This window comes from Thermomonas sp. XSG (assembly GCF_014678725.1).
In the GTDB taxonomy this organism is placed as follows: Bacteria; Pseudomonadota; Gammaproteobacteria; order Xanthomonadales; family Xanthomonadaceae; genus Thermomonas.
Map to the genome: position 1 here is coordinate 1,315,025 of NZ_CP061497.1, position 16,464 is coordinate 1,331,488.

Here is a 16,464-nt window from a genome sequence, read left to right on the forward strand (position 1 = left end):
CCGCGAAACGCACGCGGCGGCCCTGGGGCCGCCGCGCTTGCATCACCCAGCCGCGCCGTCCGCCGGCGCGGCTGGCAGGTCTTACTTGACGCCGTGCATCAGGCGCTGGATCAGCGGCGCGATCACGAACAGCAGCACGCCCGGGATCACCAGCGCCCAGAAGCCGAACGTGTAGCCGCTCAGCGCGGACGCCACGCTCATGCCCTCGGTGCCGCTGACATGGCTGGCGAAGATGCCGGACAGGTTATTGCCGATGCCGGTGGACAGGAACCAGCCGCCCATCGCGAAACCGACCAGCTTGGTCGGCGCCAGCTTGGTGGTCATCGACAGGCCGATCGGCGACAGGCACAGCTCGCCCACCGACTGGATGACATAGACCATGAACAGCGTCCAGAACGGGATCTTCAGGGTCTGCGGGTCGACCAGGCTGGACAGCGCGAACATCAGCAGCAGGAAGGCCAGGCCGTTGAAGATCAGGCCCAGGCCGAATTTGCGCGGGATCGACGGATTGTTGCGGCCCATCTTCACCCACAGCCAGGCCAACACCGGCGCCAGCGTGATGATGGCGATGGAGTTCACCGACTGGAACCAGGCGTTCGGCCAGATGAAGCCGCCCGGGGCGCCGAGGTCGCGGTTGACGATCTTGTCGGACAGGAAGCTGAAGGAGCTGCCGGCCTGCTCGAAGAACATCCAGAACAGCACGTTGAAGGCGAAGATGATCAGCATCGCGATGGTCTTGTCGCGAGACACCGAACCCTCGCGCACGCCCTCGACCAGCAGCATGATGCCGAGCACAACGAACATCGCGGTCAGGATCCACTGCAGCGAGCTGGCGCCCATCGACAGCAGGAAGTAGATCACCGGGATCGCCACCAGCGCGCCGATCGCCGTCATCAGCACGCGGCCGGCGCCTTCTGCGCCTTCCGGCGGGCGACCCACGCCGTGGAGCTGGCTGCGGCCGAACCAGAACCACACCAGCGAGACCAGCATGCCCACGCCGGAGGCGATGAACACCACCTTGTAGGCCGGCATGTCGACGGTGCCGCCCAGCAGGCTCTGGGCCAGGAACTGGGTGAGGATCGGCGCCAGCATCGCGCCCAGGTTGATGCCCATGTAGAACAGGGTGAAGCCGGAATCGCGGCGTTCATCGCCCTGCACGTACAGCTTGCCGACCATGGTCGAGATGTTCGGCTTGAACAGGCCGTTGCCGGCGATGATGGTCGCCAGGCCGAGCTTGAACACGTTCTCGTCCGGCATCGCGATCATGAACAGGCCAGCGGCCATGATGGTCGCTCCGACCAGGATCGAACGCTGGTAACCGATGATCCGGTCGGCCACGTAGCCGCCGAAGATCGCCGCCGCGTACACCAGCGCCAGGTAAGCGCCATAGGTCTGGTTCGCGCTGGCTTCGCCGGACGCGGCGCCGCCGTGGAACTGGGCGACGATGTACAGCACCAGCGCCCAGCGGATGCCGTAGAACGCGAAGCGCTCCCAGAACTCGGTCATGAACAGCATCCACAGCGGACGCGGATGACCCATCAGCTGCTTGTATTCCGGAATCGCGCCCGGCGTCGTGTTAGCGGCTCCGCTCATGCGGAATCCCCCCGTCTTGAGTTATTGGAATGGCGTGTCGAACCGGCCTGACACGGGCCGGGAACCGGGGGAGCATCGCCGAGGCGCGCAGGCAACGTCAAACCGCGCGCATTCAGGACAACGTGCTGCACCGCAACAGATGCGGCGCGCGAGCGGCCCTCAGGCAGGCGCGGAAGCGCGGCCCGGGCCTACCGAGGTGCGCACCTCGAACAGCTCCGGGAAGAAGGTGAGATCGAGCGCGCGCTTGAGGAAGGACACCCCGCTGGAACCACCGGTGCCGCGCTTGAAGCCGATGATCCGCATCACCGTGCGCATGTGGCGGAAGCGCCACAGCTGGAACTGGGTTTCCAGATCCACCAGGTCCTCGCACAGCTGGTATTCGCGCCAGTAGCGGTCGGTGTCCTCGTAGATGCGTTCGAACACCGGCACCAGCGACCCGTCCAGCACATGCGGCTGCGACCAGTCGCGCTCCAGATGCGCGGCCGGCACGGCATGGCCCCAGCGGGCGAGGTAGCGCAGGAATTCGTCGTACAGGCTGGGCGCGCGCAGCACTGCCTCCAGCGACGCCTGTCCCTGCGGGTCATGCGCGAACACCTTGAGCATCGCCGCGTTCTTGTTGCCGAGCAGGAACTCCACCGTGCGGTACTGCAGCGACTGGAAGCCGGACGACGGCCCCAGGATGTCGCGGAACTCCATGTATTCCGACGGCGTCAGCGTCTCCAGCACCGACCACTGCGCGGTCAGCTGGTCGAGCACGCGCTTGCAGCGCGCGGCCACCTTGCCGAACTGCCAGACGCGGTCGTGGCGCAGGTGCTCCACCGCCGCGGACAGCTCGTGGATCAGCAGCTTCAGCCACAGCTCGCTGGTCTGGTGCTGGACGATGAACAGCATCTCGTCGTGGTGCGGCGGGTTCGACAGCGGCTGCTGCGCGGACAGCAGGCGGTCCAGCCGCAGGTAGCCGCCATAGGTGATGCGACCGGCCAGATCGGTGTGGATATCGGCTTCGAGGTCGCGCCGGTTGGCGCTGGCGGTGTCGTGTTCGCTGCTCATCGCGCGATTCTCGCATGCCGCCTGCGGCGTCGCGCTGACCGCCGTCAAATGCCTTGCGATGCCGCAGCGCGCAACGGATTGCCAACACATCGCCGGTATCATGGAGCAATTGCTCCAACCTCAAGGCGATCATGACCACTGCCGCCAGCTTCGAAATCGAATACCTGCAATACCTCAAGCCCGATGGCACCCTGGCCGGCCCGCTGCCGCCCGCGGTGGCCGATGCGGCGGCGCTGCTGCCGCTGTTCAAGCAGATGCTGTTCCTGCGCACCTTCGACAGCAAGGCCATCGCCCTGCAGCGCACCGGCAAGCTGGGCACCTATGCCGCCTGCCTGGGCCACGAGGCCACCCACGTCGGCATCGGCGCGTCGATGCAGCCGGAGGACGTGTTCGCCCCCAGCTATCGCGAATATGGCGCGCAGTTCGCACGCGGCATGCGCCCGCGCGAAGTGCTGATGTACTGGGGCGGCGACGAACGCGGCAACCTGCTGACCGGCGCGCCGGCCCACGACTATCCGTGGTGCGTGCCGATTTCCACCCAGATGCTGATGGCCTCCGGCGCCGCGCTGAGCTTCAAGCTGCGCAAGCAGGACCGGGTGGCGGTGGCGGTCTGCGGCGACGGCGGCTCCTCGAAAACCGACTTCTACGCCGCGGTGAACTCGGCCGGCGCCTACCAGCTGCCGCTGGTGCTGTGCGTGGTCAACAACGGCTGGGCGATCAGCGTGCCGCGCAAGGCCCAGACCGGCGCCGAGACGCTGGCGCAGAAAGGCCTGGCCGGCGGCCTGCACTGCCTGCAGGTGGACGGCAACGACCTGGTCGCGGTGCTGGAAGCGATGCGCCGCGCCCACGAGCGCGCGCGCGCCGGCCAGGGCGGCAGCGTCATCGAGTTCATGACCTACCGCCTGCACGACCACACCACCGCCGACGATGCCCGCCGCTACCGCGGCGAGGACGAAGTGAAGCAGGCCTGGCTGAAGGAGCCGTTCCTGCGCCTGCGCAAGTTCCTGACCGATGCCGGGCTGTGGGACGAGGCGCAGGAAAAAGCCTGGATCGAGGAGAGCGGCAAGCGCGTGGACGTGGAAATCAACGCCTACTTGGAAACCCCGGTGCAGCCGGTGGAAGCGATGTTCGACTACCTCTACGGCGACATGCCGGCGGACGTGCTGGCGCAACGCGACGCCGCGATCGCGCTGGAGGGCCGGGCATGAGCGCGCAACCCATCACCCTGATCGAGGCGATCACCCAGGCGCTGGCCTACGAACTGCGCAACGACGAATCCGTGGTGGTGCTGGGCGAGGACGTGGGCGTCAACGGCGGCGTGTTCCGCGCCACCGCCGGCCTGTCCGCGCAGTTCGGCACCGAACGCATCCTCGACACGCCGCTGGACGAAACCACCATCGCCGGCCTCACCGTGGGCATGGCCTCGCAGGGCATGAAGCCGGTCGCCGAGGCCCAGTTCGACGGCTTCATGTACCCGATGGTCGATTTCATCGTCTGCCACGCCGCGCGCATGCGCTACCGCACCCGCGGCCGGCTGACCTGCCCGATGGTGCTTCGGGTGCCGTGGGGCGGTGGCATCCGCGCGCCGGAACACCATTCCGAAGCCAACGAGTCCATCTTCACCAACGTGCCCGGCCTGCGAGTGGTGATGCCGAGCTCCCCGCAGCGCGCCTACGGGCTGCTGCTGGCCGCGATCCGCGACCCGGATCCGGTCATCTACATGGAACCCAAGCGCATCTACCGCCAGTACAAGGAACTGGTGCCGGATGACGGCGAGGCGTTGCCGCTGGACGTGTGCTACGTGCTGCGCGACGGCGCCGACGTGACCCTGGTGACCTGGGGCGCGCAGGTGAAGGAAACCCTGGAGGCCGCCGAGAAGCTGGCCGCCGAGGGCATCAGCGCCGAGGTCATCGACGTCGCCACGCTGACCCCGCTGGACTTCCCCACCATCGCCGAATCGGTGGCCAAGACCGGCCGCTGCGTGATCGTGCACGAAGCCGCCAAGACCGCGGGCTTCGGTGCGGAAATCGCCGCGCGCGTCGCCGAGGAATGCCTGTTCGACCTGCTGGCACCGGTCGAGCGCGTCACCGGCTACGACACCCACATCCCGCTGTTCCGCCTCGAGATGAAGTACCTGCCGAGCGTGGACAAGATCGTCGCCGCCGCCAAGCGCGCGAAGGCCTATTCGTAAAGGACAGCCCATGAGCAAGAAATTCCTCCTTCCCGACCTGGGCGAAGGCCTGCCGGACGCGACCATCGTGGAGTGGTACGTCAAGGAAGGCGACGTGATCCGCCTGGACGAGAACCTGGTTTCGATGGAGACCGCCAAGGCGGTGGTCGACGTGCCCTCGCCCGTCTCCGGCAAGGTGCTGAAGCTGGCCGGCGGCCCGGGCGACGTGATCGTCACCGGCACCATGCTGGCCGAATTCGAAATCGACCCCAGCCTGCCGCAGCGCGCGGAAGGCCAGGACACCGGCCACCACCACGGCCCGTCGCACGCCGCCCCGGAACCGGCCGCACCCGCCCCGGCAGCCGCCGCGAAGGCGGAGCCGGAAGACGCCGGCACCGTGGTCGGCGCGATGCAGGTCGGCAATGCCGTGGTCAGCGAGGCCGCGGTTGCGGTCGGGGGAGTCAAGGCTGTGCCGGCGGTGCGCGCGATGGCGCGCAAGCTCGGCGTCGACATCACTCGCGTTCGCGCCAGCGGCGTGGACGGCACGGTCAGCATGGACGACGTGAAGCGCGCGGCGGCCGACGGTTCGGCCAAGCCGGGCGCCACGCCCGCGCCGGCACGCGCCGCGGCACCGGTTGCGGCCACGCCTGCTGCCGCGCCGGCCGGGCGCAGCACCCTCTCGCAGTCCGGCAAGCCGATGCGAACCCAGCCACCCGGCGTGGCGGCCACCGGCCAGCCGGAACAGCTCAAGGGCGTGCGCCGCAACATGGCACGGGTGATGGCCGATGCCCACGCCAAGGTGGTGCCCACCACCCTGTGCGACGACGCCGACCTGCATGCCTGGATCGGCAAGCAGGACATCACCGCGCGCCTGGTGCGCGCGATAGTGACAGCCTGCAAGACGGTGCCGGCGCTCAACGCCTGGTTCGACGGCGAGGCGCTCTGCCGCACCATGCACCCCAACGTCGACATCGGCATCGCCGTGGACACCGACGACGGGCTGTTCGTGCCCGCGCTGCGCAATGCCGACATGCTGGATGCCCGCGGTATCCGCGAAGGCATCAACCGCCTGCGCGCACAGGTGGAGGCGCGCACGCTGCCGGCCAGCGAATTGAGTGGCTACACCATCTCGCTGTCGAACTTCGGCATGTTCGCCGGCCGCTATGCCACCCCGGTGGTGGTGCCGCCGTGCGTGGCCATCGTCGGCGCCGGCAAGCTCAGCCATGACGTGGTGGCGGTGATCGGCGGCATCGAGGTGCACCGCCGCATGCCGATCAGCCTGACCTTCGACCACCGCGCATGCACGGGTGGCGAGGCAGCGCGCTTCCTGAAGGCGCTGCTGGACGACATGGCGCTGCCGAACTGAGCCGAAGCCGCGGCGGCCTCGGCTGTGCCGCTGCCGCCACACCTTCGTCGGGCATTGATTGTTCGGAAGGTCCGCCGGCATCGCAGCCGGAATAGAAGAAGCAGCGGGGCGGGGCGAATGCCCCCGCCCCGCATGCAATTGCGAGATATACCGCCGCCTGCCGGCGGCTCAACGCGCCAGCGTCAGCCCTTGGTCGGCGCAATCCACAGGCGGTCGGTGGCCAGATCGAAGGTGAGCTGCCAGTGCACCAGCGCCGGGATGCCCACCACGCCATCGCGCACCATGTCGCGCACCAGCGCGCGGGTCTTCAGGGTCAGGTCGCGCACCTTGCCGTTCAACGTGAGCTGGTACGGCTGGGCCTTCTCCACGGCGGGGTCGGCACCGGCCTCGGCGGCCATCGCGGTGGGCAGCAGCACCGGGGCATCGCCGCCGCTGTCCAGCTCCAGCCACAGGTCACCCTTGTCGGTCTTGGAGCGCGCGTAGACGCCCACGCCGCGCGCGCTGCTGCCGTAGCGGCTCACCCGGATCGGCACCTCCACCGCATCCGCCACGCGCGCCGCCAGGCTCTGCTGCGTTTCGAACGTCAGGGTCCCGGCCCGCAGGTCCAGGGTGAAGATTTGGCCGTCCAGCGCATCGAGCGCCAGCGACCCGTCCACCGGTTCGTCGCCCTTGGCCAGCACCGCCGCGAGATCGAACACGCCGGCGGTGATGGGGGCCAGGGTGCGGCCATCCGCCAGCGCGATCCGCAGGTTCTCGCAGCGCGGCATGTCCAGGCGCTCGCCGGTCAGGCGGAACCCGGAAATCTGGCCCCACGGCGCGCAGCCGATCCGCTTGGCGAAGGCCTTGTCTAGGACGGTGACGCCGCCGCCGGTATCCAGCAGGAACCTGCCCTGCTGGCCCGCCACTTTGACCGTGATGTCCCGCTTGCGCCCCATGAAATCGCCGAGCGCGATCGGCGATGCCGATCCGGGCCCGTCCGCGGGCGCTGCGGCGGCGGGGCCGGGAAGCGGGAACACGGTGACCAGTGCAAGGGCGACGGCCAGGAAGAGGGGCGAACGCATGGCGCTAATCCTAGTGTTGTATTGAAGTACAACACTAAACCATCACTTTCACCTCCGCAACCCTGACTGATGGCCACAATCAAACGTCACGGCCACCCCGCAGGAGCCCGCCATGCCCCACCGCAGCCGCCTCTCCGGCTTCATCATCGACTGCAACACCGGCGACCTCGACGACGCCGCCGATTTCTGGGCGCAGGCGCTGGGCTGTAGCGTCGCCGACCGCGACGCGGGTGACGCTACCGCCGACTACCAGATGCTGGGCGACACGCCGGGCGAGCTGCACATCGAAGTGCAGAAGGTCGGGCACCCGTCGCGGGTCCATCTCGACATCGAAACCGACGACGTCGACGCGGAAGCCGCGCGACTGGAACGGCTGGGCGCGAAGAAGGTGGCCTTCGTGAAGCGCTGGTGGGTGATGGAGGCGCCGACCGGGCAGCGCTTCTGCGTGGTCAAGAGCAAATATCCGGACCGCGGCGTGGCCTGGAACGCCTGGGACTGATCAGGCCGGCGCGAACCGGCGCCGGCGCAGCCAGAACGCCACCGCCAGCACCAGCAGGAACACCCCGTAGCCCACCGAGGTGGCCAGCACCTGCGGCCACAGCGCGCCGTGGCTGCGGTCGGCGTGGTCGAAGCTCCAGTACAGGCTGAGCAGGCAGCCGGCGTAGGCCATCAGCAGGGCGATGGCGTCGAAGCGCCGGCGCGCGTCGGTGCGCGGCTGGCGCGGATACAGCCAGTACAGCGCCGACAGGATCAGGAACCACGGTGCGAACAGCACCAGCGCCAGCACCGGCAACGCCGCGAGGTTGTTCACGCCTTGCCGCCCTCGCCTTCCAGCGCCGCCGCCACGAACGCCGCCAGCGCGGCGTTCACTTCGGCGCTGGTCACGCCCTCGCCCAGCATGAAGTCGCTGGCATCGTCGCCCACTTCACCCTGCTTGATCGCGGCCACGCGCTGGCCGGCATCGCGCGGCGAATCGAAGCCCACGCTCTGCAGCAGCACGCGTTCGCCCTGCACCAGCTTGAAATAGAACTTGCCGTCGGCGTCGCGGTACTGCTTGAACGCGGGCAACACCTCGGCTTCCTTCTTCGCCGCGGCCGTGGCGTCGTCGCCCGCGACCGTGGACAGATCGCGTAGGCCCACCGCCGCGCGCAGGCGCGCAAGCGTCGGGGTGGCATGGGTGGCGCGCAGGCGCGCCGCACCGTCGCGCAGGACCGCCTCGATCTCCGCCGGCTTCGCCATCAGCGCCTCGTACTTCTCGCGCAGCGGGGCCACTTCCGCATCGATGCGCTCGAACAGCTTCTGCTTCGCATCGCCCCAGCCGATGCCGTCGGCGAAGGCCTGCGCGAAGGCGGCGGTTTCCTCCTTCGAGGCGAACGCCTGGTAGAGCTGGAACAGCGCCGAGCCTTCGGTGTCCTTGCGCTCGCCGGGCGCGCGCGAGTCGGTGAGGATGCCGGCGATCAGCTTCTTCAACTCGTTGCGCGGGGCGAACAGCGGGATGGTGTTGTCGTAGCTCTTGCTCATCTTGCGGCCGTCGAGGCCGGGCAAGGTGGCCACGTTGTCGTCGATCACCACCTCGGGCAGCACGAAGTGCTCGCCGTAGAGATGGTTGAAGCGCTGGCCGAAGTCGCGCGCCATCTCGATGTGCTGGATCTGGTCGCGGCCCACCGGCACCTTGTTGGCGTTGAAGATCAGGATGTCCGCGGCCATCAGCACCGGGTACATGAACAGCCCGGCGTTGACGCCAGCGTCATCGTCCTCGCCTTCGGCGCGGTTGCGGTCCACCGCCGCCTTGTAAGCGTGGGCGCGGTTGAGCAGGCCCTTGCCGGCCACGCAGGTCAGGAACCAGGTGAGCTCGGGGATTTCCGGGATGTCGCTCTGGCGGTAGAACCAGTTCTTTTCCACATCCAGCCCGCAGGCCAGCCAGGTGGCGGCGATTTCCAGCGTGCTGCGCTGCACCCGCGCCGGATCGCCGCATTTCACCAGTGCATGGAAATCGGCGAGGAAATAGAAGTTCTCGACATCGGCGGCCTGCGCGCTGGCCAGCGCCGGGCGGATCGCGCCGACGTAGTTGCCCAGGTGCGGCGTGCCGGACGTGGTGATGCCGGTCAGGATGCGGGTCTTGCTCATGCGGTGGACGCTGTCGGAACGCGGGAGGTGGGCCACACAGTGTACCCGCGACACCCGGCAACCCCGTTCGCCGGCGCCGCGCGTTGGCAGCAGTGCAGCGCAATGCCTGCACCTCAGGAGAGAGCCATGTTCCACCGCCTGCTGTTCGCCCTTGCCGCCATCGCCGCCTGCACGCCTGCGACCGCGCGCGCACCACTGCCCGTCCAACCGCTGGTGGAGCTGGCATTGGTGGACCGAGACACCGCCCAAGTCCTGCCCGAGTACCGCCACCGCGGCCGCGGCTGGGTGGCCGGCACGCCCGGCCACCGATACGCGGTGCGCCTGACCAACACCACCGGTGAAAGGGTGCTGGTGGTGCTGTCGGTGGATGGGGTGAACGCCGTCAGCGGCCAGACCGCCGCGCCGTCGCAGGCGGGCTATGTACTGGGACCGTGGGAAAGCACCGAGATCGGCGGCTGGCGCAAGTCGCTGGACGACATCGCGCAGTTCTTGTTCACCGACCTGCCGGACAGCTACGCCGCGCGCACCGGGCGGCCGGACAACGTCGGCGTGGTGGGCATCGCGGTGTTCCGGGAACGTTGGCAGCGTCCGCTGCCGGCGCCGGCGCCGCCCGTTGCGGCTGCACCGCAGGCCAAGGCCGGTGCGAGCGCCGATCGCGCAATGGCGATGGAAGCGATGCCGCAGCGCATCGGCACCGGCCACGGACAACGCGAGCGGGCGCCGGTCGGACAGACCACGTTCGAGCGCGCCAGTTCGGGCCCGCAGCAGGTCAGCGAATTGCGCTACGACAGCGTGCAGGCGCTGGTGGCGATGGGCGTGCTGCCGCGTCGCTACCAGGCGCAGACCTGGCCGCAACCGCGCGCCTTCCCTGGCGGTTTCGTTCCAGATCCGCCGGGGCGTTGAGCGATGGCACCGTCGAGAGTCACCTGCCGGCGCGGAAGGTCACTTGACCGCGCCCTCGATCTTCTCGCCGGCCTTCTGGATATCCTTGCCTGCACCGGCAATGGTGTTGCAGCCAGCCAGGAAAGCCAGGCAGGCCAACGCCACCAGGGCCATCTTCATCTGCTTCATGGGGTTCTCCTCGGAATCCGGCGGACATTACCGGTCTAGAGGGAGCCCAGGCAAGCCTGCCCCCCGCGCCGTCTCCACCTGCGTCCCTGCAGGGTGGGCGGCGCGGGGGAAGCCATCAGCACTTCATGTCCTTGCAGTCCTGGGCCTTTTCTTCGACCTTTTCACCGGCCTTCTGTACATCCTTGCCCGCGCCGGCAACGGTGTTGCAGGCGGTCAGGACCATGCTGGAGAACATGACCAGCATCAGCAGGGCGATCAAGCGCTTCATGGGGACTCCTTCACTGTCGGGGGTGCGGTCATTTACTCTGCTGCGGCGTGAAGCAGACGTGCATGCCGGACGCGCCAACCCAACCCAGGATGAACGTCGCGTACGCGACCTAATCGTGCTCCCGCGGTATCACCGAGATCCGCCCGTTGGTCTCGAGCAGGGCAAGGCGCACGTCACCGACATCGTCGATGTTGTTCATCCGCAGCGCTTCGGCGAAGTCGTCGTGACTGACCAGCTCGCGCCGCAGCACCTGCCTGAAAACCTTTCCATCCCGCGCCAGCACCACTGGCTCGCCCTCGACCCAGCGCTCCACCATGCGGTTGCGCGAGGTTTGCCAAGCCACCAGGTAGTTGAGTGTGATCAGGGTGGTGGCCATGATCACCGCGCCAGTCAGCGAGTTGTCGCCACCATTGATGCCGTTCTGCACGGCGTTGCCGATCAGGATCAGCAATACCAGGTCGAACGGGGTGAACTGCCCCACTGCGCGCTTGCCGGAGACCCGCACCAGCACCATCACCAGCACGTAGATCACGCAGGCCCGCAGCACGAAGTGCCACCAAGGCGCGGAAAGATGGAACAGCTCGTACATGTGGATTCCTCCGCTGGTGCCCGCTAGCCACATTAGCAACGCACGGCCCGCATGAAATCCGCATGGAGCAAAGCGCCATCAGCAAGGGGGCGCAACGACAGCGGCTGACCTCGCTGTTTGCGGCCGCCAGAAGACGTCCATAAAAAAGCCCCGCAGCCAGGGGGGACTGCGGGGCCGGGGAAGGCCGGTTGGGGAGGACCTGCACCTTCCGGGTGATCACACCAGGGGAGGGGTAGTGATCGGCAACAGGCGTTGCACCTGTTGCGAGCTATATGACCACTTCCAACATGGATGGTTCGTGAAGATTCCAGTTAAAAAACCGTTGGGTTCAGGAATGATTCATTGCATTTCCGCGGAAGCCTTCGGAACACGCACCAGTTCACGCTTTCTGCCGCCTAATGGGCCTCGTCCCAGTTGTCGCCCACCCCGCTGTCCACCACCAGGGGCACCCGCAGGTCGGCCGCGCCCGCCATCAGCGCCGGCACCTGTTCCAGCAGCACGGGCACGAAGTCGGCGTCGGCCTCGAATACCAGTTCGTCATGCACCTGCAGGATCATCAGTGAGCGGCTTCCACCTGCTGCGGTGCGCTGGTCGGCCAGCCAGGCGTCCACCCGCACCATCGCACGCTTAATGATGTCGGCGGCGGTGCCCTGCATCGGCGCGTTGATCGCGGCGCGCTCGGCGCCGGCGCGCTGGGCGGCATTGCGCGAGTGGATGTAGTCCAGCGCCAGCCGCCGGCCGAACACGGTTTCGACGTAACCGGCATCGCGCGCCTGCTGGCGGGTGCGCTCCATGTAGTCGCGCACGCCCGGATAGCGGCTGAAGTACAGCGCGATGTAGTCCTGCGCCTCGCCGCGGCCAACGCCCAGCTGCTTGGCCAGCCCGAACGCGCCCATGCCGTAGATCAGGCCGAAGTTGATCGCCTTGGCGGCGCGGCGCTCGTTGCCCGACACCTCGGCGATCGGCTTGCCGAACACCTCGGCGGCGGTGGCGCGGTGGATATCGGCGCCCTCCGCGAACGCGCGCAGCAGCGCCGGGTCCTGCGACAGGTGGGCCATGATGCGCAGCTCGATCTGCGAGTAGTCGCAGGCCACCAGCTTGCGGCCCGGCGGCGCGATGAAAGCGGTGCGGATGCGCCGGCCCTCCTCGCTGCGGATCGGGATGTTCTGGAGGTTGGGGTCGGACGATGACAGCCGCCCCGTGGCCGCGCCGGCCTGGTGGTAGCTGGTATGCACGCGGCCGGTGTCGGGGTTGACCATCTCCGGCAGCTTGTCCGTATAGGTGCTGCGCAGCTTGGCCAGACCGCGGTATTCCAGGATGATCCGCGGCAGCGGGTGCTGGTCGGCGATCGCTTCCAGCGCCTCCTCGTTGGTGGACGGCGCGCCGCTGGGGGTCTTCACCAGTGCCGGCAGCTTCAACTCGTCGAACAGCAGTGCGCACAGCTGCTTGGGCGAGTCGAGATTGAAGCTGCGGCCGGCCAGTTCGGTGGCCTGCTGCTGCGCGGCCAGCATGCGCCGGCCCAGCTCCGCCGACTGGCGGCGCAGTTCGTCGGCATCGACCAGCACGCCGTTCGCCTCCACCCGCGCCAGCACCGGCACTAGCGGCATCTCGATGTCGCGGTAGACCGCGTCCAGCGCGGGCTCGGCCTGCAGCTTCGCGCGCAGCACGCGGTGCAGGCGCAGGGTGATGTCGGCATCCTCGGCCGCATAGCGGGTGGCGTCGTCGATGGCGACCTGCGAGAACGGGATCTGCTTGGCGCGCTTGCCGGCCACGGCTTCGTACTTGATGGTGTCGTAGCCGAGATGGCGCTTGGCCAGCGAGTCCATGTCGTGGCGGGCGATGCCGGCGCTGAGCACGAAGCTCTCCAGCATGGTGTCGTCGGCATAGCCGCGCACGTCCACGCCGTGCCGGCGCAGCACGTGCAGGTCGTACTTGCCGTGCTGGCCCAGCTTCTTCTTCGCCGGATCCGACAGCAGCGGGCGCAGCGCCGCGAGCACCGCCTCGCGCGGCAGCTGCGCGGGCGCACCGGGATAATCGTGGCCCAGCGGGACGTAGCAGGCCCTGCCGGGCTCGACGCTGAAGCTCAGGCCGACCAGGTTGGCGCGCAGCGGGTCGAGGCTGTCGGTCTCGCTGTCGAAGGCGAATTCGTCGGCGGCCCGCAGCTTCGCGATCCAGTCTGCCAGCTGCGTTTCGGCCAGCACCGTTTCGTATTCGCCCGGCGCGGACAGCGCGGGGTCGATGTCCGTTTGCATCGCAGGCGTGGCCGGGGCGACGAAGCCGCCGCCGCGCGCCACACCCGGCTCCCGGTTCGCCACCGTGCCGGTCGACGCGCCGCCGTCCAGCTCCTTCAGCGCCTGGTTGAAGCCGTAGCGCGCGTACAGCGTGCGCAGCGCATCCACGTCGCGCTCGCGCAGCGCAAGGTCGGTCGGCGCCTGCGCCAGCGTCACGTCGGTCTTGATGGTGACCAGGTCGCGGTTCATCGGCAGCCGCGCCAGCGCCGTGCGCAGGTTGTCGCCAACCTTGCCTTTGATCGCGGCGGCGTTGGCGATCACCCCGTCGAGGCTGCCGTATTCGGCCAGCCATTTGGCAGCGGTCTTCGGCCCGCACTTGTCGACGCCGGGCACGTTGTCGATGGCATCGCCCATCAGCGCCAGCAGGTCGACGATCTGGCCGGCGCGCACGCCGAACTTGTCGATCACCGCCGCGTCCGAGTCCATGCGGCTGCCGCTCATGGTATTGACCAGCGCGACCGACCCCGCGCCGGCTGCGGGCTGCCGCACCAGCTGGGCGAAGTCCTTGTCGCCGGTGGAAATGGTCACCTCCAGGCCCTGCGCCGCCGCCTGCAGCGCCAGCGTGCCGATCACGTCGTCGGCCTCCACCCCCTGCTCGCGCAGGATCGGGATGCCCAGCGCCGCCACGATCTCCATCATCGGCTCGATCTGCGCGCGCAGCTCGTCCGGCATCGGCGGGCGGTTGGCCTTGTACTCGGGGTACATCTCGTCGCGGAAGGTCTTGCCGGGCGCATCGACCACGAAGGCGATGTGCTCGGGTTTCTCCTTCAGGTGGCCGCGCAGCATGTTGACCACGCCGAACAGCGCGCCGGTCGGCTCGCCGGCCGCGTTGGTCAGCGGCGGCAGCGCGTGGAAGGCGCGGTAGAGGTAGGAGGAACCGTCGATCAGCACGAGCTTCGTCATCGGGCGATTCTAATGCCGCGGCCACGCGAAGGCAGGAACGGCGGACGCACGGCACAATGCGCTGCCCCGCCTGGAACACCCGCATGCTGCGCTGGTTCGAATCCCGCCTCGATCCCTTCCCCGACGCGCCGCCCGCGCAGCCGCCGGCAAGCCTGTATGCGTTCTGCCGCCATTTCACCCGCGGCGCTGAGCGCTGGCTGCTGCTGATGGCCGCGACCACCGCCGCCATCGCGCTGGCGGAAGTGGCGCTGTACGCCTACGTCGGTGCGCTGGTGGACCGGATGAACGCGCTGGGCGTGGCCGGGTTCCTCGCCGCGGAAGGCCCGCGGCTGGCCTGGATGGCGGTGCTGGTCCTGTTCGGGCTGCCGCTGCTGGTATGGCTGAACTCGGCGGTGCAGCACCAGACCCTGCTCGGGAATTTCCCGATGCGGATCCGCTGGAACGTGCACCGCTACCTGCTGCGGCAGTCGATGGGCTATTTCCAGGACGAGTTCGCCGGGCGCATCGCCACCAAGCTGATGCAGACATCGCTGGCCGTGCGCGAGACCGTGGTCAAGCTGTTCGACATCGGCAACTACGTGCTGGTGTACTTCGGCGGCACCCTGCTGGTGGCGGCCAGCGCGGACTGGCGCCTGATGCTGCCGTTCGCCGGGTGGCTGGCCTGCTACGGGCTGCTGATGCGCTGGTTCGTGCCGCAGATGGGCAAGGTCTCGCAGGAGCAGGCCGATGCACGCAGCACCATGACCGGCCGGATCGTGGACAGCTACACCAACATCGCCACGGTCAAGCTGTTCTCGCATTCGCGCCGCGAGCAGGCGTATGCGCGCGAAGCGATGGACGGGTTCCTGTCCACCGTGTACCGGCAGATGCGGCTGGCCACCAACGTCTACAGCCTGCTGTACGCACTGAACATGGCGCTGCTGTTCGCGGTGGCCGCGCTCGGCATCTGGCTGTGGCTGCAGGGCATGGTCAGCGTGGGCGCGGTGGCGGTGGCGTCGGCGCTGGCGCTGCGCCTGCTGGGCATGTCGCACTGGATCATGTGGGAGCTGTCGGCGCTGTTCGAGAACATCGGCACCGTGCACGACGGCATCAGCTCGATCTCGCTGCCACCCACCGTCGATGACGCCCCGGGTGCACCGGCACTGCCGCAGGTGCGTGGCGATGTGCGCTTCGAGAACGTGGCCTTCCACTACGGCAAGGGCAGCGGCGTGATCGAGCACCTCGACCTGCACATCGCGCCGGGCGAGAAGATCGGCGTGGTCGGCCGCAGCGGCGCCGGCAAGTCGACGCTGGTGAACCTGCTGCTGCGCTTCCATGACGTGGAAGCCGGGCGGATCACCATCGATGGCATCGACGTGGCGGGCGTGCAGCAGGACTCTCTGCGCGCGCAGATCGGCGTGGTCACCCAGGACACGTCGCTGCTGCACCGCTCGGTGCGCGAGAACATCCTCTACGGCCGGCCCGATGCGAGCGAGGCGGACCTGCTCGACGCGGCGCGCCAGGCGAACGCAGACGGCTTCATCGCCGAGCTGGTGGATTCGCAAGGCCGGCGCGGGCTGGACGCGCAGGTCGGCGAGCGCGGCGTGAAACTGTCGGGCGGCCAGCGCCAGCGCATCGCCATCGCCCGCGTGCTGCTGAAGAACGCGCCGATCCTGGTGCTGGACGAAGCGACCTCGGCGCTGGACTCCGAAGTCGAGGCGGTGATCCAGGAGAACCTGTACCGGCTGATGCAGGGCAAGACGGTGATCGCGATCGCGCACCGGCTCTCCACGATCGCGGCGATGGACCGACTGGTGGTGATGGACGCCGGGCGCATCGCCGAAACCGGCACGCACGAGGAACTGCTCGCGCGCGGCGGCCTGTATGCGCAGCTGTGGAAGCGGCAGTCGGGCGGCTTTCTGGAACTGGATGCGTTGGCGGGCGGCTGATCCCGGCCGCCGCGTATCGCGCATACTTGCCGCACCCTTCCCGAGGA

Annotated in this window: 15 protein-coding genes; 6 read left to right on the forward strand and 9 right to left on the reverse strand. The window is 68.5% G+C overall.

Translation table 11 applies throughout. From position 1 onward, the window contains the following. Positions 1-81: 81 nt before the first annotated feature. Positions 82-1,593 (reverse strand): oligopeptide:H+ symporter, encoded by a 1,512-nt coding sequence (locus ICG51_RS06225; RefSeq protein WP_190282119.1) that lies wholly within the window; start codon positions 1,591-1,593, stop codon positions 82-84. A gap of 159 nt (positions 1,594-1,752) precedes the next feature. After that, entirely contained in the window at positions 1,753-2,643 is an 891-nt protein-coding gene (locus tag ICG51_RS06230) for a tryptophan 2,3-dioxygenase family protein (protein ID WP_190282120.1), read from the reverse strand. Positions 2,644-2,774: 131 nt separating this feature from the next. Here ICG51_RS06230 and pdhA point away from each other — a divergent pair, with 131 nt between their 5' ends. Genes pdhA through ICG51_RS06245 form a run of 3 tightly spaced genes read left to right on the forward strand, consistent with a single transcriptional unit; the run spans position 2,775 to position 6,179 of the window. Further along, positions 2,775-3,851 (forward strand): pyruvate dehydrogenase (acetyl-transferring) E1 component subunit alpha, encoded by a 1,077-nt coding sequence (gene pdhA / locus ICG51_RS06235; protein ID WP_190282121.1) that lies wholly within the window; start codon positions 2,775-2,777, stop codon positions 3,849-3,851. Next, positions 3,848-4,834: an alpha-ketoacid dehydrogenase subunit beta gene (locus ICG51_RS06240; protein ID WP_190282122.1), complete on the forward strand. Its 987-nt coding sequence runs from the start codon at positions 3,848-3,850 to the stop codon at positions 4,832-4,834. Before pdhA ends, ICG51_RS06240 begins: the two co-directional genes overlap by 4 nt. Before the next feature lie 10 nt (positions 4,835-4,844). Next, positions 4,845-6,179, forward strand: coding sequence for a dihydrolipoamide acetyltransferase family protein (locus ICG51_RS06245; RefSeq protein ID WP_190282123.1), 1,335 nt, complete (start codon positions 4,845-4,847; stop codon positions 6,177-6,179). Between the two features lie 182 nt (positions 6,180-6,361). On the opposite strand, the gene ICG51_RS06250 is transcribed toward ICG51_RS06245, so the two are convergent. Continuing rightward, positions 6,362-7,240, reverse strand: a complete 879-nt coding sequence (locus ICG51_RS06250; protein ID WP_190282124.1) for an aspartyl protease family protein — start codon at positions 7,238-7,240, stop codon at positions 6,362-6,364. Positions 7,241-7,352: 112 nt separating this feature from the next. Here ICG51_RS06250 and ICG51_RS06255 point away from each other — a divergent pair, with 112 nt between their 5' ends. Further along, positions 7,353-7,739: a VOC family protein gene (locus tag ICG51_RS06255; protein WP_190282125.1), complete on the forward strand. Its 387-nt coding sequence runs from the start codon at positions 7,353-7,355 to the stop codon at positions 7,737-7,739. Here the strand turns inward: ICG51_RS06255 and ICG51_RS06260 are convergent, their stop codons facing one another. Continuing rightward, positions 7,740-8,051 carry a hypothetical protein gene (locus tag ICG51_RS06260; RefSeq protein ID WP_223809541.1) on the reverse strand — a complete coding sequence of 104 codons (312 nt, stop codon included), beginning with the start codon at positions 8,049-8,051 and terminating at the stop codon, positions 7,740-7,742. Further along, the gene (locus tag ICG51_RS06265) at positions 8,048-9,367 is read right to left on the reverse strand and encodes a tryptophan--tRNA ligase (protein WP_190282126.1); all 1,320 of its coding nucleotides are present in this window, start codon (positions 9,365-9,367) and stop codon (positions 8,048-8,050) included. Before ICG51_RS06265 ends, ICG51_RS06260 begins: the two co-directional genes overlap by 4 nt. Before the next feature lie 126 nt (positions 9,368-9,493). Between ICG51_RS06265 and ICG51_RS06270 the strand changes: the two genes are divergently transcribed. Further along, a complete protein-coding gene (locus ICG51_RS06270) occupies positions 9,494-10,270 on the forward strand; it encodes a hypothetical protein (RefSeq protein ID WP_223809542.1) in 777 nt (258 codons plus the stop codon). Positions 10,271-10,309: 39 nt separating this feature from the next. Here the strand turns inward: ICG51_RS06270 and ICG51_RS06275 are convergent, their stop codons facing one another. From ICG51_RS06275 to polA, 4 genes are all read right to left on the reverse strand, one after another. After that, a complete protein-coding gene (locus ICG51_RS06275) occupies positions 10,310-10,429 on the reverse strand; it encodes an entericidin A/B family lipoprotein (protein WP_223809568.1) in 120 nt (39 codons plus the stop codon). Between the two features lie 124 nt (positions 10,430-10,553). Then, positions 10,554-10,706: an entericidin A/B family lipoprotein gene (locus ICG51_RS06280; RefSeq protein ID WP_190282128.1), complete on the reverse strand. Its 153-nt coding sequence runs from the start codon at positions 10,704-10,706 to the stop codon at positions 10,554-10,556. A gap of 109 nt (positions 10,707-10,815) precedes the next feature. Further along, on the reverse strand, positions 10,816-11,295 hold the full coding sequence (locus tag ICG51_RS06285) for a YetF domain-containing protein (protein ID WP_190282129.1): 480 nt from the start codon (positions 11,293-11,295) through the stop codon (positions 10,816-10,818). Between the two features lie 395 nt (positions 11,296-11,690). Then, positions 11,691-14,489 (reverse strand): DNA polymerase I, encoded by a 2,799-nt coding sequence (gene polA / locus ICG51_RS06290; RefSeq protein ID WP_190282130.1) that lies wholly within the window; start codon positions 14,487-14,489, stop codon positions 11,691-11,693. An 83-nt stretch (positions 14,490-14,572) separates the two neighbouring features. Here polA and ICG51_RS06295 point away from each other — a divergent pair, with 83 nt between their 5' ends. Next, positions 14,573-16,417, forward strand: coding sequence for an ABC transporter ATP-binding protein (locus ICG51_RS06295; protein WP_190282131.1), 1,845 nt, complete (start codon positions 14,573-14,575; stop codon positions 16,415-16,417). Positions 16,418-16,464: the final 47 nt, after the last annotated feature.